The organism is Pseudomonas sp. Irchel 3E19 (assembly GCF_900187585.1).
GTDB lineage: Bacteria > Pseudomonadota > Gammaproteobacteria > Pseudomonadales > Pseudomonadaceae > Aquipseudomonas > Aquipseudomonas baetica.
This window is the reverse complement of the sequence record NZ_FYDT01000011.1, coordinates 70,394-91,945: the sequence shown is the minus strand read 5'-3', so window position 1 is coordinate 91,945 and position 21,552 is coordinate 70,394. Positions and strand designations below refer to the sequence as shown.

Sequence of the window (21,552 nt, the reverse complement as noted above, 5' to 3'; positions counted from 1 at the left end):
AGCCGGGGCGCTTGTTGGCGGCGTGTCCGCTGTGTATCGAGTTCGACACAATAGCCGCGAGCGCTATGCTGATCACGGCCGGGGCGACGATTTACCGATCATCGGGTGCCGCGCCGTCGCCGGTTCCGCTACAATGCGCGCCGATTTCGACCTGCCTGAGAGCCCATTCATGTCCGCCTGCCAGACTCCTATCATCGTCGCCCTGGATTTTCCCACCCGTGACGCCGCACTGAAGCTGGCCGACCAGTTGGACCCGAAACTGTGCCGGGTCAAAGTGGGCAAGGAACTGTTCACCAGTTGCGCCGCCGAAATTGTCGGCACCCTGCGTGACAAGGGTTTTGAAGTGTTCCTCGACCTGAAATTCCACGACATCCCCAACACCACCGCGATGGCCGTCAAAGCCGCCGCCGAGATGGGCGTGTGGATGGTCAACGTGCATTGCTCCGGTGGCCTGCGCATGATGGCGGCCTGCCGTGAAGAGCTGGACAAGCGCAGCGGCCCGCAACCGTTGCTGATCGGCGTGACTGTGCTGACCAGCATGGAGCGAGAAGACCTGGCCGGTATCGGTCTGGATATCGAGCCGCAGGAGCAAGTGCTGCGTCTGGCTGCACTGGCCGAGAAAGCCGGGATGGACGGGCTGGTGTGCTCGGCGCTGGAAGCTCAGGCGCTGAAAACCGCGCATCCGTCGCTGCAACTGGTGACCCCGGGGATTCGCCCGGCGGGCAGCGCGCAGGACGATCAGCGCCGCATTCTGACCCCGCGTCAGGCGCTGGATGCCGGCTCCGATTATCTGGTGATTGGCCGTCCGATCAGCCAGGCGGCGGACCCGGCCAAGGCGCTGGCCTCGGTAGTCGCCGAAATCGCCTAAGCAACGCTGAAGATCCAAATGTGGGAGCGGGCTTGCTCGCGAATGCGGTTGGTCATTCAACATTAATGTCGACTGATCCAGCGTATTCGCGAGCAAGCCCGCTCCCACATTGGTTTTGCGGTGGCTTTAGATCTTCAACACCAACTTGCCAAAGTTCTCACCGTTGAACAGTTTCATCAGCGTCTCCGGGAACGTCTCCAGCCCCTCGACAATATCTTCCTTGCTCTTGAGCTGACCCTTGGCCATCCACCCGGCCATTTCCTGCGCGGCACTCGCGTACTGCGCGGCATAGTCCATCACCACAAACCCTTCCATTCGCGCGCGATTGACCAGCAGCGACAGGTAGTTGGCCGGGCCTTTGACCGCTTCCTTGTTGTTGTACTGGCTGATCGCGCCGCAGATCACCACTCGCGCTTTCGGCGCCAAGCGACTCAGCACGGCGTCGAGGATGTCACCGCCGACGTTATCGAAATACACGTCCACGCCTTTCGGGCATTCGCGCTTTAGCCCGGCCAGCACGTCTTCGTTTTTGTAGTCGATGGCGCCGTCGAAGCCCAGTTCATCAATGAGGTATTTGCTCTTGTCGGCACCACCGGCAATGCCGATCACGCGGCAGCCTTTGATCTTGGCGATCTGCCCGGCAATGCTGCCCACCGCACCCGCTGCGCCGGACAGCACCACGGTGTCGCCAGCCTTCGGCGCGCCCACTTCGAGCAAAGCGAAGTACGCGGTCATGCCGGTCATGCCCAGCGCGGACAAATACACCGGCAACGGCGCCAGTTTCGGATCGACTTTGTAGAAACCTCTGGGTTCGCCAAGGAAATAATCCTGCACGCCAATGGCTCCGTTGACGTAGTCCCCGACCGCAAACCCCGGATTGTTCGAAGCAACGACTTTGCCTACGCCCAGGGCGCGCATGACTTCGCCGATGCCGACCGGCGGGATGTAGGACTTGCCCTCATTCATCCAGCCGCGCATGGCCGGGTCGAGGGACAAGTATTCGTTCTTGACCAGAATCTGCCCCGCTGCGGGTTCGCCCACCGGCACTTCCTGATAAGTGAAAGTCTCGCGGGTCGCGGCGCCCACCGGGCGTTTGGCGAGCAGGAACTGGCGGTTGGTCTGGTTGGTCATGGCCGGCACTCGAGCTGAAATGAAGCCTTGTTGATAGACCTTCAGCGGCGATGTCGCAAGGTCGGCTGATGCGGCGAATGCATACCGATCCAGTGCAGTGATAGTCACCGGCACAGGTTTATCACTGCAACGCATGGGCGCATAAACAGCCTTTTGATAGTGCTGACGTACAGCTGGCCGCTGTGGCTATGCTGCAAATATCCAGTCTCGCCCCTGCATCTATCCCGTTCGAGGACATAACAATGAGCATGACGTTTTCCGGTCAGGTTGCCGTAGTCACCGGAGCCGCCAACGGCATCGGCCGCGCGACCGCCCAGGCATTCGCCGCCGAAGGTTTGAAAGTGGTGGTGGCCGATCTGGACGCTGCCGGGGGCGAGGGTACGGTGGCGCTGATTCGTACAGCCGGCGGCGAAGCGACGTTCGTGCGCTGTAACGTTACCGTCGAAAGCGAAGTGAAAAATCTGATGGACGAGGTCATCAATACCTACGGCCGTCTCGACTACGCCTTCAACAACGCCGGAATCGAAATCGAGAAGGGCAAACTGGCCGAGGGCTCGATGGATGAGTTCGACGCCATCATGGGCGTCAACGTAAAAGGCGTCTGGCTGTGCATGAAGTATCAGTTGCCGCTGTTGCTTGCCCAAGGTGGCGGGGCTATCGTCAACACCGCGTCTGTGGCTGGGCTCGGGGCGGCGCCGAAGATGAGTATTTACGCAGCGTCGAAACACGCGGTGATCGGTCTGACCAAGTCGGCAGCCATCGAGTACGCGAAAAAGAAAATTCGCGTCAATGCAGTGTGCCCGGCGGTGATCGACACGGACATGTTTCGCCGCGCTTATGAGGCCGATCCGAAGAAGGGTGAGTTTGCCAACGCGATGCATCCGGTCGGGCGCATCGGCACGGTCGAGGAAATTGCCAGTGCAGTGCTGTACCTGTGCAGCGACGGTGCGGCGTTCACCACCGGTCATTCACTGGCGGTAGATGGTGGCGTTACCGCGTTCTGAAGCGCATCGCTGAAACAAGCCCGCATTCCTGCGGGCTTTTTTGTGTCTCACGCTCAGTTCCGTGATCCGTTAAACAATGTGTATCAAATGGTTAGAACAGTCGCTTTTGGCGGCGTTGTCGCACAGCCTGTGCGGCGCGGCTGTGATTTACTGCCGCCAGCAAAACGGACAGGAGTTTGCGAGCTCATGGAATTGAGAATTGACCGACAGGCAATGGTGCCGGTCGTGCAGCAGATCGTTGACGGAATGATCGACTGGATCTCGCGAAGTCGGGTGCCGCCGTCCACACGTTTGCCCTCGGTGCGGCAAATTGCGCGGTCCAATCTGCTCAGCCAGTCATGTGTCGTTGAAGCCTGTGAGCGCCTTGTGGCGCAAGGCATTCTGGCCTCCGGTCAGGGCTCGGGGTTCAGGGTGGCAGCGGCGCCCGGGAGGGTCGCCGGCAGCGGCGACTCGGTGACGTTGCAATACGCTCAGGCGACTTGCGCCGCGCTGTGCGGGCGGGGGGGCAGGTTGCCGCTGGGCGGCGGAGGCCTGCCCGAAAACTGGCGCGAATCCGATGACCTGAGCTACGCGATCCGCCAGGTGGCCCGCACCGACATGGCCAGTCTGTTCAACTACAGCACGCCATTAGGGTTGCCGGCGCTACGCGAGCAGATCGTCAAACGACTCAGACTCGTCGGAATCGACGCCTGCGACAGTCAGGTGCTGACCACGAGTGGCGCCAGTCACGCGCTCGATCTGATTGTGCGCACGCTGTTCAAGGCTGGCGATTGTGCGGTGGTCGAGAGCCCCGGATACGCCCCCCTGTTCGATCTTTTGCGCCTGCACGGCGTACGCTTGCTCGAAGTTCGACGCACACCGAACGGGCCGGATACCGATGGGCTGCGGGTGTTACTGCAGCAGTGCCGGCCGGTCGCCATGTTCATCAACAGCCATCATCAGAACCCTACAGGCACTTGCCTGAGCTCCGCCGTCGCGCAACAGGTGTTGCAGCTGTGCGCGGCCCATGATGTGCGCGTGATCGAAGACGATGTCTACGCCGATTTGCACAATGGCAACGGTACACGGCTGGCGGCACTCGACGAACGGGTGATCTACGTCGGCAGTTTCTCGAAAACCCTGAGCAGTTCCTTGCGAGTCGGTTTCGTGCTGGCCGATTCAGCGCTGATAGACCGGCTTACCCAGGTCAAGTTGATTTCCAGCATGGGCGCTTCGGGATTCAGTGAGGCGGTGCTCGCCAGTCTTCTGGCCAGCGGCGCCTATCGCAAACTGGTGCAACGTCAGCGTCAACGTCTGAACGCCGATCGAGCCGCTGCACTGCAGGCGCTGGAGGACGCCGAATGGGAAGTATTCGGCAAACCGATGGGGGGCTTGTTCATCTGGGCGCGTTCACCGTTGACCGACCCCGTTCGTCTGCGTGTACAGGCGCAGTCTAACGGCGTTGAACTGGCAACCCCGGGCGTCTTCAGTCCCGCTGGTGAAGCCAGTGAGTGGCAGCGTATCAATGTGGCTTATGCCTGTGATCCAAGAGCCCGGCAGTTTTTTCGCAAGACCGGTGCGGATCGACCTCGAGTGTTCTGAAAACGACGCGTGCGTAGCTTTTTGCCATTATTCCGACGCCAGAGACTTGTGCTGGCGGATGGCCGTTGCGAATCTGCGTTGACAGACTATGGCAGGGGACTACGCGCAATGATTTCGGCCGTGCAAGGACGTTTTGCCAACCTCGGTATGGCGAAAAAACTGGGTGTCGGGTTTGTCCTGGTGCTGCTGTTGACTGCGCTGGTGGCAGGCATGGGTGTCTGGTCTCTGCAAACCATCAGTCAACGCTTCGACGGGCTCAAGCAAATGTCCTCGCTCAACAGTGCACTGCTCAAAGTGCGGCTGCTGGAGCAGGACTACGCCTTGCACAGTGAGCCGAAAACCGCCGATGCCTTGCACGAAGGCATTGCTGCTCTGGTTGCGCAGGCTGAGCAACTCAAGGCGCAATCGCCGGCCAACGTGCCGGTGATGAACGATGTCGAGGCGTCGCTGGGAGCCTATCGAAAAGCCTTCGATGAGTTCGTCTCGTTGACTCAGGCCAAGGAGCTGGCGCTGGAGATGGCCAGTTGGTCGGTCTCCAGTGTGGCCAACAACCTTGACGTGTTGCAGGCCGGGCTGGCCGATGATGGTGCGTACACCTTGAAGGACAGCGAGGGTAAGGACGGCGCGCAGTTCATCGAGCAGGCCAGCCAGGTCAGCCAGGTGTCGAGACTGATGCTGCAAGCGATGAACGAGGCGCGTATTCGTCTGGATCAAAGCCGCAAGGGCGATGCCGACAGTGCCGGCAAGGGCAACATCGAACAGGCCGCGCAAGCCCGGGAGCAGGCCGAGGCACTGAAATCCACGGTCAAGGACGAGGGGTATCTGACGGTACTCAACGAAGTCTCCGGGCATATCGTCGGTTTCAACGAGAAACTCGCCGAGTACACCGCGCTGCTGGCGCAGGAAAAAACGGTCTACGAGCAATTGCGCCAGCGTGCCGCGCAAGTGGTGAATCGGGTCGATCAGGCTTACGTCGTCGAAGACGCGACCATGCAGGCGGAGCTGAAAAAGAACTCGATGTTGATTGTTGGCTCCTCAGCGCTGGCGCTATTGGTCGGGTTGATCGCAGCGTGGGTGATCACTCGGCTGATCGTCGCACCATTGCGCAGTGTGATTGATGTCGCGCAGCGGATTGCCGCCGGTGATTTGAGTGCCACCGTGGAGGTGACTCGGCGTGACGAGATTGGCCAACTGATGTTGGCAATGCAGCAGATGGGAGCGGGGCTGCGCACGATTGTCAGTGGCTTGCAGGCCGGGATTGAGCAACTGGCCAGTTCGGCGCAATCGCTGTCGGCGGTGACCGAGCAGACCAACCTTGAAGTGAGCAGTCAGAAGGAGGAAACCGAGCAGGTCGCCACGGCGATGAACCAGATGACGGCCACCGTCCACGATGTTGCGCGCAATGCCGAAGAGGCGGCTCAGGCGGCACAGACCGCCGACGACAAGGTTGAGGGTGGTCAGCAGGTGGTGCGCCAGAGCATGGCGCGCATTGAACAGCTTGCGGATTCAGCGACGTCTGCCAGTTCCAGCATCGAAAGCCTCAGTGCCGAAATTCAGAATATCGGCACGGTGTTGGGGGTGATCAAGAGCGTGGCCGAGCAGACTAATCTCTTGGCGTTGAATGCGGCGATTGAGGCGGCGCGGGCCGGGGAGCAGGGCAGGGGATTTGCGGTGGTGGCCGATGAGGTTCGCGCGCTGGCCCGGCGCACGCAGCAATCGACCGAGGAAATCGAGCGGCTGGTCAGTGCATTGCGGGCGGCAGCGCATTCATCGGTGCAGCAGATTCAGAGCAGTGGTGAGTTGGTGAAGCTGGCGGTGAGTGATGCGCTGCAGACCGAGAGTGCGCTGGGTAGTATTGCGGCGGCGGTTTCGTTGATTCAGCAGATGAATCAGCAGATTGCGGCGGCGGCCGAGGAGCAGAGTTCGGTGGCGGAGGAGATCAATCGCAGTGTGACGAGCATTCGCGCGAGTGCGGATCAGTCGTCGATTGCGATGCACGGGAATGCGGCTTCCAGTGTTGAACTGGCGCAGTTGGGGAGTGAGTTGCGTGGGATGGTTGGGCATTTTCGGCTTTGACGCTTTGGCTTGGCGGCGTTTGGGCCGACCATGCTTGGGGTGTTTTTTGTGAATATCCGTTGCTGCGGGTGTTGCTGATTAGGGTTCCGCCCCTACGGCGGGTCACCTTTTCCAAACGCCGGAATGCCGGCCCAGCGAAAAGGTAACCCAAAAGGCTTTGCCCTGACGTACGGCCCTCGCTGTGGCTCGGGTTCCTTCGTTACGGAATTGATCCGGGCGCAGCGCCTGCGGTTTGCTTCGCTGCACCTCCTCTCGCTGTGTTTGGCTGCGCCAAACGGTCGCTGCGCTCCCACCCCCGGATCAATCCCTCCACTCAGCCTGCCGATGGGCGCTCTAAGATCAAAAGCGGTACTCGAGCTTGCGCTCATTGTGTTGAGTGGGGCGGCATGCGCCGCGTGCGGGGTGTACTTATTTCCTTGTGGGAGCTGGCTTGCCAGCGATGGCGGCCTGACAGCCGACCGTTCTGGTGCGGGGGGACTCGGTTAAAACTGTGTGCGAGCTTGCTCGCGAAGGCGATCTTTCAAACAACCCGCCCACAAAAAAGCCACCTCTCGGTGGCTCCTCTTTCAACATTTGCGATCAGTCGTAGATCACTTTTTTCTTCCACTCGGCATCTGCATCGACTTCTTTGAGCCCCGTCGTCAGTTGGTTCTCTTCACCTTCGACCGGCGCGATCTTGTCCATGACTTGAGCGTTGGCACGGGCCAGCAGTTTTTCCAGGTATTGCAGTTGTTCGGAGTAGATCTGCGGGTCCTGTTGTTTGCGCAGGTATTGCACGCCGCGTTCGAAGGCGAGGCGGGCCTGGCCTGGCTGGTTTTGTTGCAGGGACTGTTGGCCCAGGTTGTTGAAGAACTCGATGTGCAGCAGCACCAGGATGTGGCGGACTTCGCGGATCCACTGTTTGGCTTCGTTTGGCGGCAGGAAACCATCGTGGGCGGCGCGGGTGATCTGGCCGTGGAGGGCTTCGAGCAGGAAGCGCACGTCTTTGGCTTTGGCCTCGGTCAGGATCGGTGCGGGCGGGTTGTTGACCGGGATCGATTCGCCTTGGGCAACCAGCGCGCTCAGTTCGGTAATGCGTGCTTTCGTCGTCGCACTGGTTTTTTCCAGATTCAGCAGGCGCTGACAGACGTTCAGTTCCAGGCGGGTCAGCAGCAGCTTGAGTGCCGGGGTCATGAACTGGCCGGGGAAGGTCTCCGTCAGTTCGCCGCAGCGGCGCAGGCGGTCGTTGAGTTCGACCTTGGTACGGATCTTCTCTACCTTGTTGTTTTCCACCACATGGTTCATGTAGCCAATGGCGATCAGAATTGCGATCCCGGCTACGACTAGCAGGGTGATCATGAGTGGTGTCACCGGTAAGACCTCTTTATAGGGTTCGCATGCGAGTGTAGTGGCTTGGCATATAAGCGCCTAGCGCCGCTCGACGAGTTGGAACGGCGGGTTCAATCTGTATCGGCCAAGCGCTGCTTATATGAATGCTGGCGCATGATGTGCAGATTGCCACCACTGTGTTGTGGACTATAACGTCTTGGCGAGTGTCGGAATATAGGCGTCAAACCCCAAGCGACGGAAAAGCCTGCGCCGTCCCTTAAAGCAGGTCGAAGTCATTGATTTAAATAAATTTATATCAGGGGGTTGACGACCTCTCAATCCATCCATAGAATGCGCGCCACTTGCAGCGTAAAGCACACAGCGAAGCGCGGCAGGCAGTGAATGTTGTAGTGTGTCCCCTTCGTCTAGTGGCCTAGGACACCGCCCTTTCACGGCGGTAACAGGGGTTCGAGTCCCCTAGGGGACGCCATTGCGGGAATAGCTCAGTTGGTAGAGCACGACCTTGCCAAGGTCGGGGTCGCGAGTTCGAGTCTCGTTTCCCGCTCCAATTTTAAACAATATTGCTTTCGGGCAGTGTTGAGTGAAACCAGAACCAAGTTTTCGGATGCGGATCTGGACACCGAAACACACACCATGTGTTCCGGGTAGCGTGTCCCCTTCGTCTAGTGGCCTAGGACACCGCCCTTTCACGGCGGTAACAGGGGTTCGAGTCCCCTAGGGGACGCCATTTGCGGGAATAGCTCAGTTGGTAGAGCACGACCTTGCCAAGGTCGGGGTCGCGAGTTCGAGTCTCGTTTCCCGCTCCAAATTCAAAAACGCCGCTCGGTAAGAGCGGCGTTTTTATTTTAGTGAAAGTTGTAGCCTGTCCCCTTCGTCTAGTGGCCTAGGACACCGCCCTTTCACGGCGGTAACAGGGGTTCGAGTCCCCTAGGGGACGCCATTGCGGGAATAGCTCAGTTGGTAGAGCACGACCTTGCCAAGGTCGGGGTCGCGAGTTCGAGTCTCGTTTCCCGCTCCAAATTAAAAAAACGCCGCTCAGTGATGAGCGGCGTTTTTGTTTGTGCGTGATTTGTGCGCGAAAAAGAACCTTCGGGTCTTTATCTGTATTTGCACCGCGATGGACCCACTCAATAGTGGGTCCGGGTAAAGGTCAGAGTTTCGGCAGTTGCCCGACACGCCCCATCATTTCTGTCACGATCTGCAAGTCCAGCAGGAACTGGTCAACGGTCTTGAACTCACCATCAGTGTGGCCGGTGTATTTCACTTCAGGTCGGGCCAGGCCGAACTGCACACCGTTCGGCAGTTCATGAACGGAGGTGGCGCCGGCAGAGGTGCCGAACTCGTGTTTCATGCCCAGGTTCTCAGTGGCCACCGCCAGCAGTGCTTTGACCCATTCGCCTTCAGGATTGCGATACATCGGTTCGGCGATCGAGTAGGTGAAGTCCACGGCAACTTGGCTCTTTTTGCTCCATGCCGCTAGCTTGTCGGCGATTTCCTTCTTTAGTACTTCCGGGGATTTACCCTTTGGAACGCGCAGGTTGACGGCCAGTTTGAACGCCTTGTCGTCCATGCCAACGTAGGTCAGCGAAGTGGTCAGCGGGCCCATGAATGAGTCCGAAAACCCCACGCCGAGCTTTTTGCCCAGATAATCCAGACCCCAGTTGTCGGCGGCATAGCGGGCTGCATCGGTGAACTGGTTGTGCTTGAGTGCGACTTTGCCGTCGAGACTGTCAATGAAACTCAGCATCCGGGCGACCGGGTTGACGCCGGACTCGGGTTCCGAGGAGTGAGCGGAAACCCCGGTAACGGTGAGTTTGACGTCGTTGCCATCGACCTTGGCCGCTACCTGGAAGTCGCCGCCGTTGCGTTTGGCGAACTCATTGCCGGCCTTTTGCAGGCTCGCGGCCAGTTCGGCAGGGTTGTCGGTGACCAGTGTGGCCACCGAAACGGACGGGATCTGATTGGTTGCCAGGCCGCCGGTCATCGAAGTGATTTCCGCGCCTTTGCCTTCCCCTTTGCGCTTGGGAAAGTTCGCCATGACGGTGCCGTAGCCTTTCTCGGCAATGACCACCGGGTAGCCGCCATCCAGCGCCATGTTGTAGTTCGGCGTCGGGTTGTGTTCGAAGTAGTAAGGAATCGCGTCGCCGCTGGTTTCTTCGGTGGTGTCCACCAGCAGTTTGAAGTTGCGCGCCAGCGGCAGTTGCTCTTCCTTGATCACCTTCATGGCATACAGCGCGACGACGATGCCATTCTTGTCGTCTTCGGTGCCGCGGCCATACATGCGATCACCGATCAGGGTGACCTTGAAGGGATCAAGTTTGGTGCCGTCTTTGAGCACCCAGTTTTCCGGGGTGACTGGCACTACGTCGGCATGGGCGTGAATGCCCACGACCTCGTCACCGCTGCCGTCCAGAGAAATTTCATAGACGCGGTTGTCGACGTTACGGAATTTGAGATTGAAGGATTCGGCCAGGTTCTTGATCTTTTCAGCGATCTTGATGAACTCGGGATTGTCATGCTGGGCTACGCCTTCTTTCTGGAAGGTCGGGATTTCCACCAGTTCGCGCAGGGTTTCGAGGGCCGCTTTGCCGTACTTGATCCGGGTATAGAGGCCCAGCAGGCGATTGATTTCGTTCTGCTGTTCGGAGGTCAGGGTTTTGTTTTCGAGAAAAGCGTTGATCGCCGGGGCGAGATTGTCGGTTTTGCTCAACTCGCTTTTGCCTACAGCGCCGAGAAACTGATGGAAATCAGTGACCGTCGCATCGTTGACGGTCTTGAGGATAGCGGCACTTTGCTGTGCGGTGATATTGGCTTGGGCGGGCAGGGCAATTGCCGAAAGACTGGCCAAAACCAAACTGGCAGCGGCGAGACGCTTGAGAGAAAAATCCATTGCGATGGGCATTCCTTTGCAGGCAGTTGAGTGGGAAGTGTTTGAAAGTTGAAACAAATCTTTTCCAAGCTAACACCGCGAAGGTGTTTAAGGGGAGCCCCTGAAGTGCGATGCGTCGCACAGAAACGCAAAAGCGGCGCACAAATGAAAAAGGCCCGATCGGTGCAACTGACCGATCGGGCCTTTTGTCTGGGGGTTATATCGACAGCACCAGCCTGCCGGCAAACAGAATCAAAATCACGCCCATGCTGCGCTCGAACCAGTGGCCCATGCGCATAAACAGGACTCGAACGCGGTTGCTGGAGAAAAACAATGCAACGACCACGAACCACAGCGCATTCACCAGACACATCCATAAACCGTACAGCGCCTGAATCTGCAAGGGCGTGGTCGCGCTGATGATCGTGGTGAAGATCGCCAGGAAAAACAGCGTGGCTTTGGGGTTGGTGGCATTCGTCAGAAAACCGGTGCTGAAAGCCTTGAACAGTGATTGCTCGATCACCGGCTCATCAGCCGCTTTTTCGCCTTCAAGTGTGGTTTTGGGTTTGCTGCGAATCAGGCTGATGCCCAGATAAAGAATATAAGCACCACCCACCACCTTGGCCACTGTCAACAACCAGGGTGTGGTGTGCATCAAGGCGCCAACGCCGAGCAACGTGTAGAGAACATGCACGGAAATCCCCGCGCCGATACCCAGTGCCGTGCAGATCCCGATGAGCCTGCCAAAACGCACGCTCTGGCGGATGGTGACGGCGAAATCCGGGCCGGGAGCGACCACCGCCAGAAAGTGGATGGTGGCGAGCGCCAGAAATTCGCCCAGGTAATTCGATAGCATCTCAGCTCCAGAAGGTCAGGGGTGAAGCATTGCCGCGATAGCCGACAAAGAAGGAAAGGCTCAGGCGCGGATCGGCCACACCGGGGGTTACCGAGTGCATGCAGCGCGAATTGAACATGATGAAATCGCCGGGTTTGGGCCGTACTTCGAGGGTTGGCGGGCCGAGCAAGGCTGGGTCGATGCCATAGCTGTCGCCGCGCATCTCGTCGAACTGATCTGGCGTAATGTCCTCGTCCCACATCTGCAACGCGCCCCCCTCAGTTGGCATGTTGAGGTACACGTTGCAGGCAAATTGCGCTTCGAGACTGCGGGCCTGAAAGCTCTCCGGGGCGTCCTTGGCGAAAATGTCGTGGTGGGCGAGGAAGCACACGCCGGGTTTCACCACGCGCGACAGACCGACATACATTTTGCGACCGTAGAGGTTTTCCAGATGCGCGCCGGCCGGCCACGATTCATCGAGCATGCAGCGCAGCGTGTCGACTGGCGAGGAGTAGGGGGCGCAGCGATTACGCAGTTCAGCGATGTTGCTGGTGGCGCGTTCGAAATAATCCTCTATCAGCAGCGGCTGGTTTTCTGCCTCGTAAAACGCCATGCCGATGCGACCGATACTCGGTGCATTGATGTAACCCTCAAAGCCTGGAGCGAGAATCTTGTCGCCAATCTGGATCGCCAGCGGTTCGGGCAAAAAGCCTTTGACGCGAATGGCGAGGACTTCTTCGTTGGCCAGTTTTTTTATGCACGTCTCATCGAGACGCTCGACGTCTAGCATCATTTTTTTTAGGTCCATCTATCGATAGTCAACGGAACCGGCGAATGCGGTTCCCCGGCGCCGGACGCTGCCTGAGGCGGCGTCCGAAATGCTCAAGCCACGCTGTAGTGGACGGACAACGTGCCCTTCTTCTGTGAAAGGGACGCGATCGTGACGGTGCCCAGATCCTTCAGGCTGCGTACATGGGTGCCACCACAGCCATAGGCCGGCAGTTCACCGAAACCGACTTCCCGCGCACCTTCGCGCAGAGAAATCAGGCGTGGCAGGTCGTGCTTGATCCACTGCTCGACACCGTGTTGAACGGTTTGCGCGTCGATCTCTTGAGCGCCGTCGCCCGGTTTGAATTGCACCCGGCCTTCGTCTGGCCAGTGGTGTGCCTTGATCGGTGTCCAGCCCATGGCCTGAACAAAATGCCCGATCAGATGCCCGGCCGAATGCATACGGGTATTGAAGCCGCGGCGTTGTTCATCGACCCGAATCATGGTCATGCCAGGTTTTACCGGGCGGTCGACGTAATGCACGATCCGCTCCGGTTCCTGTACCACTCGCAGTACCTGGCTTTCGCCGATCCAGCCGGTATCGCACGGTTGGCCGCCACCTTGCGGATGGAACAGGGTGGCGCGCAGCACTACCGCAAACTCGTTCTCGTGGGGCGTGCAGTCGAGGACTTCCACATTGGCCTTGAGATCATCACTATGGAAAAAGAGGCGAAGCGTCATATTCCATGTCCTTATTAAAGTTTCTGTTTTTATTATATGAATCGTGTAATAACGTGATAATCCGCTCAAACATCAAAGGACTTGTGCGCTGTGAGCATAAATCTTCCGTTACCACTGCTCGGCGAAATGGCGATTTTCGTCAAGGTCGTGGAGACCGGCAGCTTCTCCGAGGCAGCGCGCCAACTCGGTTCGTCGCCGTCCGCCGTCAGTCGTAGCATTTCGCGACTGGAAAAGGCTCTGGCCACGCGATTACTGCAGCGCACCACGCGCAAGTTGCGCCTCAGTGATGGTGGCGAAGAGGTGTTCAAGCGCTGCCAGGAGATGGTCAGCGCCGCCAAGTCAGTGATGGAAATCAGTGGTCAATTCACCCATGAAGCCGAGGGTCTGGTGCGGGTCAGCGTGCCGAAGGCGGTGGGGCGTTTCGTCATTCATCCGCACATGCCCGAGTTTCTGCGGCGTTATCCCAAGGTAGATGTGGAGTTGCTGCTGGAAGATCGGCAGGTCGATCTGATCGACGATCATGTTGACCTCGCGATTCGCATCACTGATCGGCCGCCAGCCGGACTGGTCGGGCGGCAACTGCTGACCATCGATCATTTGCTCTGCGCCACCCCGCAATATCTGGCCGAGCACGGCACGCCGACCCATCCCCACGACTTGCTCAATCACAGCTGCATTTATCTGGGCGAAACCCCGAGCGACGCGCGCTGGAAATTCAAGAAAGGCACACAAGCGGTGACGGTGGGTGTGCGTGGTCGCTATGCCGCCAACCACACCGGGGTGCGGTTGGGCGCGGTGTTGCAGCACATCGGCATTGGCAGCCTGCCTTATTTCACCGCACGTTATGCACTGGAGCAGAAGTTGGTGGTGCAGGTGCTGCCGGACTGGACTTTCCTGGCTTCCTACCACGGCGGCCTGTGGCTGCTGCATTCGCCGACGCGCTACCTGCCGCCCAAGCTGCGGGTGTTTATCGATTATCTGGTGGAGTGTCTGCAGAAAGAGCCGACCCTCGGCAAACCGGGGAAGGCCGGTAGCGCCAGTAACGCTGCGATGGCATACGAGCTGCCGGAGAGCGAGGGATTGTTGTAGCGCAAAAGCAAAAGATCGCAGCCTTCGGCAGCTCCTACAGGAGAATACGTTGCTATGTAGGAGCTGCCGAAGGCTGCGATCTTTTGATCTTAAAAAAGGCCCGCATGAACAGTCATGCAGGCCTTTTTAATGGCTGGACGAAAATCAGTGCTTGCTGTCCTGAGCGGACATCGCCAGCAGCTGTTTTTCCTGATTCCAGTCGAACGGTTCATCGTTCTGTTCAGCTTCAAAACGACGTTCTTCCAGCGCCTGATACAGGTCGATTTCTTCATCGGCCAGGTAGTGCAGGCAGTCGCCAGCGAAGAACCACAGCAGATCCCGCGGGATCAAGTGGGCAATTTGCGGGTAACGGGTAATCACTTGAGTCAGGATGTCCTGGCCCAGGTATTGGCTTTCGATCGGATCGATAGGTAATGACGCCAGCAGTTCGTCGAAGCGCTCCAGGAACAAGGCATGGCTTTCTTCGGGAACCTGTTCGGCCTCACCTACGGCGACCAGGATACTGCGCAGGTGGTCGAGCAATACAAGATGATCGGCAACGACGTTGGACACGAGATAAGTCCTCAAGAGCAAAACGGGCGCGGGAGTATAAAGCTCCTGCACCCATTTTTCACAAATAAACAGCTACACGGCTGTCAGGATCAGCGGACTTTGCCCTCCGCCTGTTTCAGTTCCTCTTTATCGAAATCATCGACATCGATCACCTTGCGCCGCGCCGCTTCGGCCTCGCGCAGGCTTTGCGCTTCCACCGGTTGCAGCACCCCTGCCTCCAAAGCCGCATCGATCGCGTGTTCGCCTGCGGCCGGTTTGACCTGACCGCTTTTCAGCGAGGTGTGCAGCTTTTTGTGCAGCGGTTGCGCGGCGTTCAGCAGGTCGCTGGCGTGTTGCAAGGCACCCACCGCATCGTCCGCCGATTGCGGGCGATAGCAGCCGGCAAGCAGCTCTTCCAGCGCCGGATCACCCTTGGCCCGGCCAATAACACCGGCTACTTCGGCACCGAGCTTGTCCGACGGGCCTTTGTGGCGCCGACCGAACGGGAACACGATCACCCGCAACAGACAGCCGAACACCTTGTTCGGGAAGTTGCTCAGCAGTTCATCCAGTGCGCGTTCCGACTGGCCGAGGCTTTCTTCCATGGCCCATCTGAAGAGCGGCTCCATGTACGCCGGCGAATCCAGATCGTGATAACGCTTGAGCGCGGCGGAGGCCAGATACAGGTTGCTCAACACATCGCCCAGACGGGCCGACAGGCGTTCACGGCGCTTCAGTTCGCCACCCAGCAACATCATGCTGAAGTCGGCCAGCATGGCGAACGCCGCGGCCTGACGGTTGAGAGCACGGAAATAGCCTTGGCTGATTTTGTCCCCCGGCGCATGTTCGAAATGGCCGAACCCAAGGTTCAACACCAGCGTACTGGCGGCATTACCCACGGCGAAGCCGATGTGCTTAAGCAGCAAGCCGTCGAACTCTTTCAGCGCCTGATCCTTGTCCTCGCGACCCGCCAGGGCCATTTCCTTGAGCACGAACGGATGGCAGCGAATCGCGCCCTGACCGAAGATCATCAGGTTGCGCGACAGGATATTCGCACCCTCCACAGTGATGAAAATCGGCGCACCGTTCCAGCTGCGCCCCAAATAGTTGTTCGGCCCCATGATGATTGCCTTGCCACCGTGCACGTCCATGGCGTGGCTGATGCACTCGCGACCGCGTTCGGTGAGGTGGTACTTGAGGATCGCCGACAGCACCGACGGTTTCTCGCCCAGATCCACCGCGTTGGCGGTGAGCATCCGTGCGGCGTCCATCATCCAGGCGTTGCCGCCGATGCGTGCCATCGCCTCCTGAATACCTTCGAACGCCGACAGCGGTACGTTGAACTGCTCGCGAATCTGCGCGTATTGACCGGTCACCAGGCTGGTGAACTTGGCCGCGCCGGTGCCGACTGCCGGCAACGAGATCGAACGCCCGACAGACAGGCAATTCATCAGCATCATCCAGCCTTTGCCGAGCATCTCCTGACCGCCGATGAGGAAGTCCAGCGGGATGAACACATCCTTGCCGGAGTTCGGGCCGTTCATGAAAGCGGCGCCAAGGGGCAAGTGACGACGGCCGATTTCCACGCCCGCGGTATCGGTGGGAATAAGTGCGAGGCTGATGCCGAGGTCTTCCTTGTCACCCAGCAGGTGATCCGGGTCATACGCTTTGAAGGCCAGGCCGAGCAGGGTTGCTACCGGGCCGAGGGTGATGTAGCGCTTTTCCCAGTTCAGGCGCAGGCCAAGCACTTCCTGACCTTCCCACTGGCCTTTGCAGATGATTCCGGTGTCGGGCATCGCGCCAGCGTCGGATCCGGCAAGCGGGCCGGTGAGGGCAAAACACGGGATGTCGTCGCCACGGGCCAGCCGGGGCAAATAGTGATTGCGTTGCTCGTCGGTGCCGTAGTGCAACAGCAGCTCGGCGGGGCCGAGGGAGTTGGGCACCATGACCGTGGAGGCGAGGTCGCCGCTGCGGGTGGCAAGTTTCATCGCCACTTGCGAGTGGGCATAGGCAGAGAAACCTTTGCCGCCGAACTCCTTGGGAATGATCAGCGCGAAGAAGCCGTGTTCCTTGATGTGTGTCCATGCTTCTGGTGGTAGATCCATCGACTGGCCGATCTGCCAGTCAGTGACCATCGCGCAGAGTTCTTCGGTCGGGCCATCGATAAAGGCCTGCTCTTCTTCGCTCAGTTGCACCTTGGGATAGGACAGCAGTTTGTCCCAGTCCGGACGGCCGCTGAACAGCTCGCCATCCCACCACACGGTGCCGGCATCGATCGCGTCGCGTTCGGTCTGCGACATCGGTGGCAGGGTTTTCTGGAACCAGTTGAACAGCGGCGCGGTGAAATGTTTGCGGCGCAGGTCAGGCAGCAGCAACGGCGCGGCGACCACCGCCAGAACGACCCAGAACACCAGCAACAACCAGCCCGGCGCGTGACTGAAAATCCCCATCGCCAGCAGGTAGACGGCAACGATGCCCAACGCAGGCAGCGGGGCGATGCGCCGGTGGGCGAGATACGCCACGCCAACGATCAAAACCAGTATCCACAACAACAGCATATTCAGTCCTCCGTGAACCAAGGCAAATCGACCCTCCAGAGCTTAGACGGCATCTGCAAAACCGGGTGGTCAGAGCAAGGTGATTGAAATCGTGGGAAACCCCGGATGGTTTTCGTAGGTTCGGTGGGCAACACGTGTGGGAAATCGTTCGCTGATCCCGCGTCTTCGCGTGCATGTTTGGCCGAAACGTCGTTATCTCTGTGCTTGAGCTGTCGCTAGACTCGGGGCTCACCCAGGAGATCTGTCGTCATGCGCGAGTATCTGAGTCCCGGCCGCTTCATCGATAGTGACCACCCGGCGGTGGTGGAGTTCGCCGAACAACACCGTGGTACCAGCCGAAATCCGCTCGAGCAGGCGATCAGTCTTTATTACGCCGTGCGCGAGGCGGTGCGCTACAACCCCTACACCTTCAGTCGCGATCCGCAAACCTTGCGCGGCAGTTACGCGTTGGCGGTGGGGGAGAGCTACTGCGTACCGAAAGCCACGCTGCTCGCAGGCTGCGCCCGCCATTGCGGGATCGCGGCGCGCATCGGTCTGGCGGATGTCAGAAACCATCTGTCGACCCCGCGTCTGCTGGAGTTGCTCAAAAGCGATATGTTCGCCATGCACGGCTATACCGAGCTGTTTCTCGACGGGCGCTGGGTCAAGGCAACACCGGCGTTCAACCAGAAACTCTGTGAATTGTTCAATGTGGCACCGCTGGACTTCGACGGGGTCAACGACAGCGTTTTCCACCCGTTCAATCGTGACGGCGCGCAACTGATGGAGTATCTGGTTGATCACGGCCAGTTCGCCGATGTGCCGGAAACCTTCTTTTTCGAGCATCTGGAAAAGTGCTATCCGCATCTGTTCGGCGATCATCAGCCGCAACTGTTGGGTGACATGCACAGTGATGTAAGCCGTCTCTGATCCGGCGTATGCTGCCTGCCCACGCATTTGCAAAGAGGCGGTCATGCTGAAGATCTGGGGAAGGAAAAACTCATCGAATGTCAGGAAGCCATTGTGGGCCGCCGAGGAACTGGGTCTGGCTTACGAGGCGATTGATGCCGGCGGTGCATTCGGCGTTGTCGATACGCCCGAGTACCGGGCGATGAACCCGAATGGTCGGGTGCCGGTGATTGCGGACGACGGTTTTGTGCTGTGGGAATCCAACGCCATCGTCCGTTATCTGCTGGCCAAACATGCGCCGAACAGCACTTGGTATTCGGCCGACCCGCAAGCGCGGGCCATCGCTGACAAGTGGATGGACTGGACCACCTCGAGTTTTGCCGGACCCTTTCGCACAGTGTTTTGGGGTGTTTTGCGTACTCCAGTCGACAAGCAGGACTGGCCAGCCATCAATGCCGCGATCAAGGAATGCACTGAACTGCTGAACATGGCAGATCAGGCACTTGCCAGCCAGCCTTACTTGTCCGGCAGCGAAATCGGCATGGGCGACATTCCACTTGGCAGTTTCATTTATGCCTGGTTCGAGATGCCCATCGAACGCGCGCCGCAAGCGCATTTGCAAGCCTGGTACGAGCGCTTGAAACAGCGTCCGGCGTATCAGAAAGCAGTCATGACCGCGTTGACTTGATAACTACTATCGACACGCTTGACTGTACTTGTGCGGCGTCGGCAAGCACCATTGTGCTCGTGCGCCGCGGTTGTATCCCTCGCCGTACGCCCTTATTTCTCTCTTTCTTCCCTTCACCATGGTGCGTAAATCAGATATGAGTTCCGCTCTGTCCATCCGGCAGCTAACCAAAACCTACGGCAACGGGTTCCAAGCCTTGAGTGGTATCGATCTGGACGTCGCCGAAGGTGACTTTTTCGCGTTGCTCGGCCCCAACGGCGCCGGCAAGTCCACGACCATCGGCATTCTCTCCACCCTGGTGAACAAGACCAGCGGCACAGTGAATATCTTTGGCAATGACCTGGACAAGAACCCGGCAGCGCTCAAGCGCTCGATCGGCGTGGTGCCCCAGGAATTCAACTTCAACCAGTTCGAAAAGACCTTCGATATCGTCGTGACCCAGGCTGGTTACTACGGCATTCCGGCGAAGATCGCCAAGGAACGCGCCGAGCAATACCTGACCCAGCTCGGCCTGTGGGACAAGCGCGATGTGCCGTCGCGGTCGCTGTCCGGCGGCATGAAGCGTCGCTTGATGATCGCACGTGCGCTGGTTCACGAGCCGCGCCTGCTGATCCTCGACGAACCGACTGCCGGGGTCGACATCGAGTTGCGCCGTTCGATGTGGACGTTCCTCACCGAACTGAACCAGAAAGGCATCACCATCATCCTCACCACGCACTATCTGGAAGAGGCTGAGCAGTTGTGCCGCAACATCGGCATCATCGACCACGGCACAATCGTCGAGAACACCAGCATGAAACAACTGCTGGGCCAGTTGCACGTCGAAACCTTCCTGCTGGACTTGAAACACGACTTGAACGCCGCGCCGCAATTGATCGGCTATCCCGCCCGGTTGATCGACAGCCATACCCTGGAAGTCCAGGTCGACAAATCCGCGGGGATCACCGCGCTGTTCGGCCAACTGGCCCTGCAGAACATCGAAGTGCTGAGCCTGCGTAACAAAACCAATCGCCTCGAGGAGCTGTTCGTGTCCCTGGTGGAGAAGAATCTGTCGAAGGTGGCGGTATGAGTTCCGAATTCCGTCCCAACCTCGTCGCGCTACAAACCATCGTTTACCGCGAGGTCAAACGCTTCACCCGGATCTGGCCGCAAACCCTGCTGCCGCCGGCAATCACCATGGTTCTGTACTTCGTGATCTTCGGCAACCTGATCGGTCGGCAGATCGGCGACATGGGTGGCTTCACTTACATGGAGTACATCGTGCCGGGGCTGATCATGATGTCGGTGATCACCAACTCCTACGGCAACGTGGTCTCGAGCTTCTTCGGCAGCAAGTTCCAGTGCTCCATCGAAGAGCTGATGGTCTCGCCGGTATCGCCGCACACGATCCTGATCGGCTTCACCATTGGCGGCGTGTTGCGTGGTCTGATGGTTGGTGTGATCGTGACGATCCTGTCGCTGTTCTTCACCCATTTGCAGGTACATCATCTGGGCGTGACCGTGCTGGTGGTGGTGCTGACGGCGACGATCTTTTCGTTGCTGGGCTTTATCAACGCCGTGTTTGCGCGCAACTTCGATGACATTTCGATCATCCCGACCTTTGTGCTGACGCCGCTGACCTACCTGGGGGGCGTGTTCTACTCAATCACTTTGCTGCCACCTTTCTGGCAGACCGTGTCGCTGGCCAACCCGGTGCTGCACATGGTCAACGCCTTCCGCTACGGCATTCTCGGGGTGTCGGATATCCGTATCGGTATTGCGATCACCTTCATGCTGGTGGCGACCGTGGTGCTGTATCTCGGTTGTGCGCGGTTGCTGGTGAGTGGGCGCGGGATGCGGACCTGATCCAAGACCGCGTCTAGCGCTTCGCGAGCAAGCCCGCTCCCACAGGGGATCTGTGTTACGACGCAGACCCCCTGTGGGAGCGGGCTTGCTCGCGAAGGCGTCAGTCCAGACAGCACAAAACAAAAACGGCCTCCCATTGCGGAGGCCGTTTTGCATTCACGACATGCGTTTCTTCTTGCGCCGCGCCCATTGCCGCGCCACCCACCAGCGCCAATACATCATTACCACGAAGTAGGCGAGGGCGCCCAGTACCAGCCCGACCACCACCGAGCCCAGCAAAAACGGCTGCCACAGCGTCGACAATTCGCCGCTGATCCATTCCCACGTCAGCGCATCCGGCAAATGCCGTGCGGGCACATCCATCAGCCACGCGCCGGCCTGATAGGTGCAGAAAAACACCGCCGGCATGGTGATCGGATTGGTCAGCCACACCAGGCTGACGGCAATCGGCATGTTGCCGCGCACGGTGATTGCGAGCGCGGCAGCCACCAGCATTTGCGCCGGAATCGGCAGAAAAGCGGCAAACAGACCGACCGCCATTGCGCGCGCAACCGAATGACGGTTGAGGTGCCAGAGGTTCGGGTCATGCAGCAACTTGCCGAGAAAGCGTAAGGATTTGTGTTCCCTGATGCTCGTCGGATCGGGCATGTAACGTTTGAATAAGCGCCGGGGCATAAGGCTTCTCGGTCGGTTAAGGCGGCAAGTATGTCTGGATTCTACGAAGCGCCCATTCAGACTTTGTGACAATTGT

General features: G+C 58.9%; 18 protein-coding genes, 6 tRNA genes and 1 pseudogene. 16 read left to right on the top strand and 9 right to left on the bottom strand.

Going from position 1 to position 21,552, the window contains the following annotated elements:
- Positions 1–169 precede the first annotated feature (169 nt).
- Positions 170–868, top strand: coding sequence for an orotidine-5'-phosphate decarboxylase (pyrF, locus tag CKW18_RS09875; RefSeq protein WP_167394893.1), 699 nt, complete (start codon positions 170–172; stop codon positions 866–868).
- Positions 869–994: 126 nt separating this feature from the next.
- Here pyrF and CKW18_RS09870 read toward each other — a convergent pair whose 3' ends face one another.
- Entirely contained in the window at positions 995–1,999 is a 1,005-nt protein-coding gene (locus CKW18_RS09870; protein ID WP_095188663.1) for an NADP-dependent oxidoreductase, read from the bottom strand.
- 242 nt (positions 2,000–2,241) lie between these two features.
- Here CKW18_RS09870 and CKW18_RS09865 point away from each other — a divergent pair, with 242 nt between their 5' ends.
- The 4 genes and pseudogenes from CKW18_RS09865 to CKW18_RS31465 all read left to right on the top strand — a co-directional run bounded on the left by CKW18_RS09865 (position 2,242) and on the right by CKW18_RS31465 (position 6,660).
- The gene (locus CKW18_RS09865) at positions 2,242–3,003 is read left to right on the top strand and encodes an SDR family oxidoreductase (protein WP_095188621.1); all 762 of its coding nucleotides are present in this window, start codon (positions 2,242–2,244) and stop codon (positions 3,001–3,003) included.
- 186 nt (positions 3,004–3,189) lie between these two features.
- Positions 3,190–4,584, top strand: a complete 1,395-nt coding sequence (locus CKW18_RS09860; protein WP_095188620.1) for a PLP-dependent aminotransferase family protein — start codon at positions 3,190–3,192, stop codon at positions 4,582–4,584.
- Positions 4,585–4,692: 108 nt separating this feature from the next.
- Positions 4,693–5,802: pseudogene (locus CKW18_RS31470) on the top strand (HAMP domain-containing protein); the annotation flags it as partial.
- Positions 5,779–6,660, top strand: coding sequence for a methyl-accepting chemotaxis protein (locus CKW18_RS31465; RefSeq protein WP_371857622.1), 882 nt, complete (start codon positions 5,779–5,781; stop codon positions 6,658–6,660). The pseudogene CKW18_RS31470 and the gene CKW18_RS31465, both read left to right, overlap by 24 nt.
- 579 nt (positions 6,661–7,239) lie before the next feature.
- On the opposite strand, the gene CKW18_RS09850 is transcribed toward CKW18_RS31465, so the two are convergent.
- Complete coding sequence (locus CKW18_RS09850) at positions 7,240–7,998, bottom strand: hypothetical protein (protein ID WP_170947233.1); 759 nt, start codon at positions 7,996–7,998, stop codon at positions 7,240–7,242.
- A gap of 384 nt (positions 7,999–8,382) precedes the next feature.
- Here CKW18_RS09850 and CKW18_RS09845 point away from each other — a divergent pair.
- The 6 genes from CKW18_RS09845 to CKW18_RS09820 all read left to right on the top strand — a co-directional run bounded on the left by CKW18_RS09845 (position 8,383) and on the right by CKW18_RS09820 (position 9,007).
- Positions 8,383–8,458: transfer RNA gene (locus CKW18_RS09845), tRNA-Glu, on the top strand.
- Positions 8,459–8,460: 2 nt separating this feature from the next.
- Positions 8,461–8,536: transfer RNA gene (locus CKW18_RS09840), tRNA-Gly, on the top strand.
- A 104-nt stretch (positions 8,537–8,640) separates the two neighbouring features.
- Positions 8,641–8,716 (top strand) — tRNA-Glu (locus CKW18_RS09835).
- A 3-nt stretch (positions 8,717–8,719) separates the two neighbouring features.
- A tRNA-Gly gene (locus CKW18_RS09830) sits at positions 8,720–8,795 on the top strand.
- 58 nt (positions 8,796–8,853) lie between these two features.
- A tRNA-Glu gene (locus CKW18_RS09825) sits at positions 8,854–8,929 on the top strand.
- A gap of 2 nt (positions 8,930–8,931) precedes the next feature.
- Positions 8,932–9,007: transfer RNA gene (locus CKW18_RS09820), tRNA-Gly, on the top strand.
- 132 nt (positions 9,008–9,139) lie between these two features.
- On the opposite strand, the gene CKW18_RS09815 is transcribed toward CKW18_RS09820, so the two are convergent.
- The 4 genes from CKW18_RS09815 to CKW18_RS09800 form a co-directional block, all read right to left on the bottom strand.
- Positions 9,140–10,879, bottom strand: coding sequence for a dipeptidase (locus CKW18_RS09815; protein WP_095188617.1), 1,740 nt, complete (start codon positions 10,877–10,879; stop codon positions 9,140–9,142).
- Between the two features lie 196 nt (positions 10,880–11,075).
- Positions 11,076–11,714 carry a LysE family translocator gene (locus CKW18_RS09810; RefSeq protein ID WP_095188616.1) on the bottom strand — a complete coding sequence of 213 codons (639 nt, stop codon included), beginning with the start codon at positions 11,712–11,714 and terminating at the stop codon, positions 11,076–11,078.
- Between the two features lies 1 nt (position 11,715).
- Positions 11,716–12,486 carry a 2OG-Fe(II) oxygenase gene (locus CKW18_RS09805; protein ID WP_095188615.1) on the bottom strand — a complete coding sequence of 257 codons (771 nt, stop codon included), beginning with the start codon at positions 12,484–12,486 and terminating at the stop codon, positions 11,716–11,718.
- A gap of 89 nt (positions 12,487–12,575) precedes the next feature.
- Positions 12,576–13,202, bottom strand: a complete 627-nt coding sequence (locus CKW18_RS09800; RefSeq protein WP_095188614.1) for a hypothetical protein — start codon at positions 13,200–13,202, stop codon at positions 12,576–12,578.
- A gap of 90 nt (positions 13,203–13,292) precedes the next feature.
- Between CKW18_RS09800 and CKW18_RS09795 the strand changes: the two genes are divergently transcribed.
- The gene (locus CKW18_RS09795; protein WP_095188613.1) at positions 13,293–14,291 is read left to right on the top strand and encodes a LysR family transcriptional regulator; all 999 of its coding nucleotides are present in this window, start codon (positions 13,293–13,295) and stop codon (positions 14,289–14,291) included.
- 144 nt (positions 14,292–14,435) lie between these two features.
- On the opposite strand, the gene CKW18_RS09790 is transcribed toward CKW18_RS09795, so the two are convergent.
- Together CKW18_RS09790 and CKW18_RS09785 are read right to left on the bottom strand one after the other, a co-directional pair.
- The gene (locus CKW18_RS09790) at positions 14,436–14,843 is read right to left on the bottom strand and encodes a PA2817 family protein (RefSeq protein WP_016986049.1); all 408 of its coding nucleotides are present in this window, start codon (positions 14,841–14,843) and stop codon (positions 14,436–14,438) included.
- An 89-nt stretch (positions 14,844–14,932) separates the two neighbouring features.
- Positions 14,933–17,380 (bottom strand): acyl-CoA dehydrogenase, encoded by a 2,448-nt coding sequence (locus tag CKW18_RS09785; protein ID WP_095188612.1) that lies wholly within the window; start codon positions 17,378–17,380, stop codon positions 14,933–14,935.
- Between the two features lie 249 nt (positions 17,381–17,629).
- On the opposite strand from CKW18_RS09785, the gene CKW18_RS09780 reads away from it, so the two are divergent.
- The 4 genes from CKW18_RS09780 (at position 17,630) to CKW18_RS09765 (ending at position 20,801) form a co-directional block, all read left to right on the top strand.
- Positions 17,630–18,289: a transglutaminase family protein gene (locus CKW18_RS09780; protein WP_095188611.1), complete on the top strand. Its 660-nt coding sequence runs from the start codon at positions 17,630–17,632 to the stop codon at positions 18,287–18,289.
- Between the two features lie 43 nt (positions 18,290–18,332).
- On the top strand, positions 18,333–18,956 hold the full coding sequence (locus CKW18_RS09775) for a glutathione S-transferase family protein (protein ID WP_095188610.1): 624 nt from the start codon (positions 18,333–18,335) through the stop codon (positions 18,954–18,956).
- 136 nt (positions 18,957–19,092) lie between these two features.
- A complete protein-coding gene (locus tag CKW18_RS09770) occupies positions 19,093–20,025 on the top strand; it encodes an ABC transporter ATP-binding protein (RefSeq protein WP_095188609.1) in 933 nt (310 codons plus the stop codon).
- Positions 20,022–20,801: an ABC transporter permease gene (locus CKW18_RS09765; protein ID WP_095188608.1), complete on the top strand. Its 780-nt coding sequence runs from the start codon at positions 20,022–20,024 to the stop codon at positions 20,799–20,801. The genes CKW18_RS09770 and CKW18_RS09765 overlap by 4 nt, the downstream gene beginning before the upstream one ends.
- Positions 20,802–20,957: 156 nt before the next feature.
- Here the strand turns inward: CKW18_RS09765 and CKW18_RS09760 are convergent, their stop codons facing one another.
- Positions 20,958–21,476 carry a DUF2062 domain-containing protein gene (locus CKW18_RS09760; protein WP_095188607.1) on the bottom strand — a complete coding sequence of 173 codons (519 nt, stop codon included), beginning with the start codon at positions 21,474–21,476 and terminating at the stop codon, positions 20,958–20,960.
- Between the last annotated feature and the right edge of the window lie 76 nt (positions 21,477–21,552).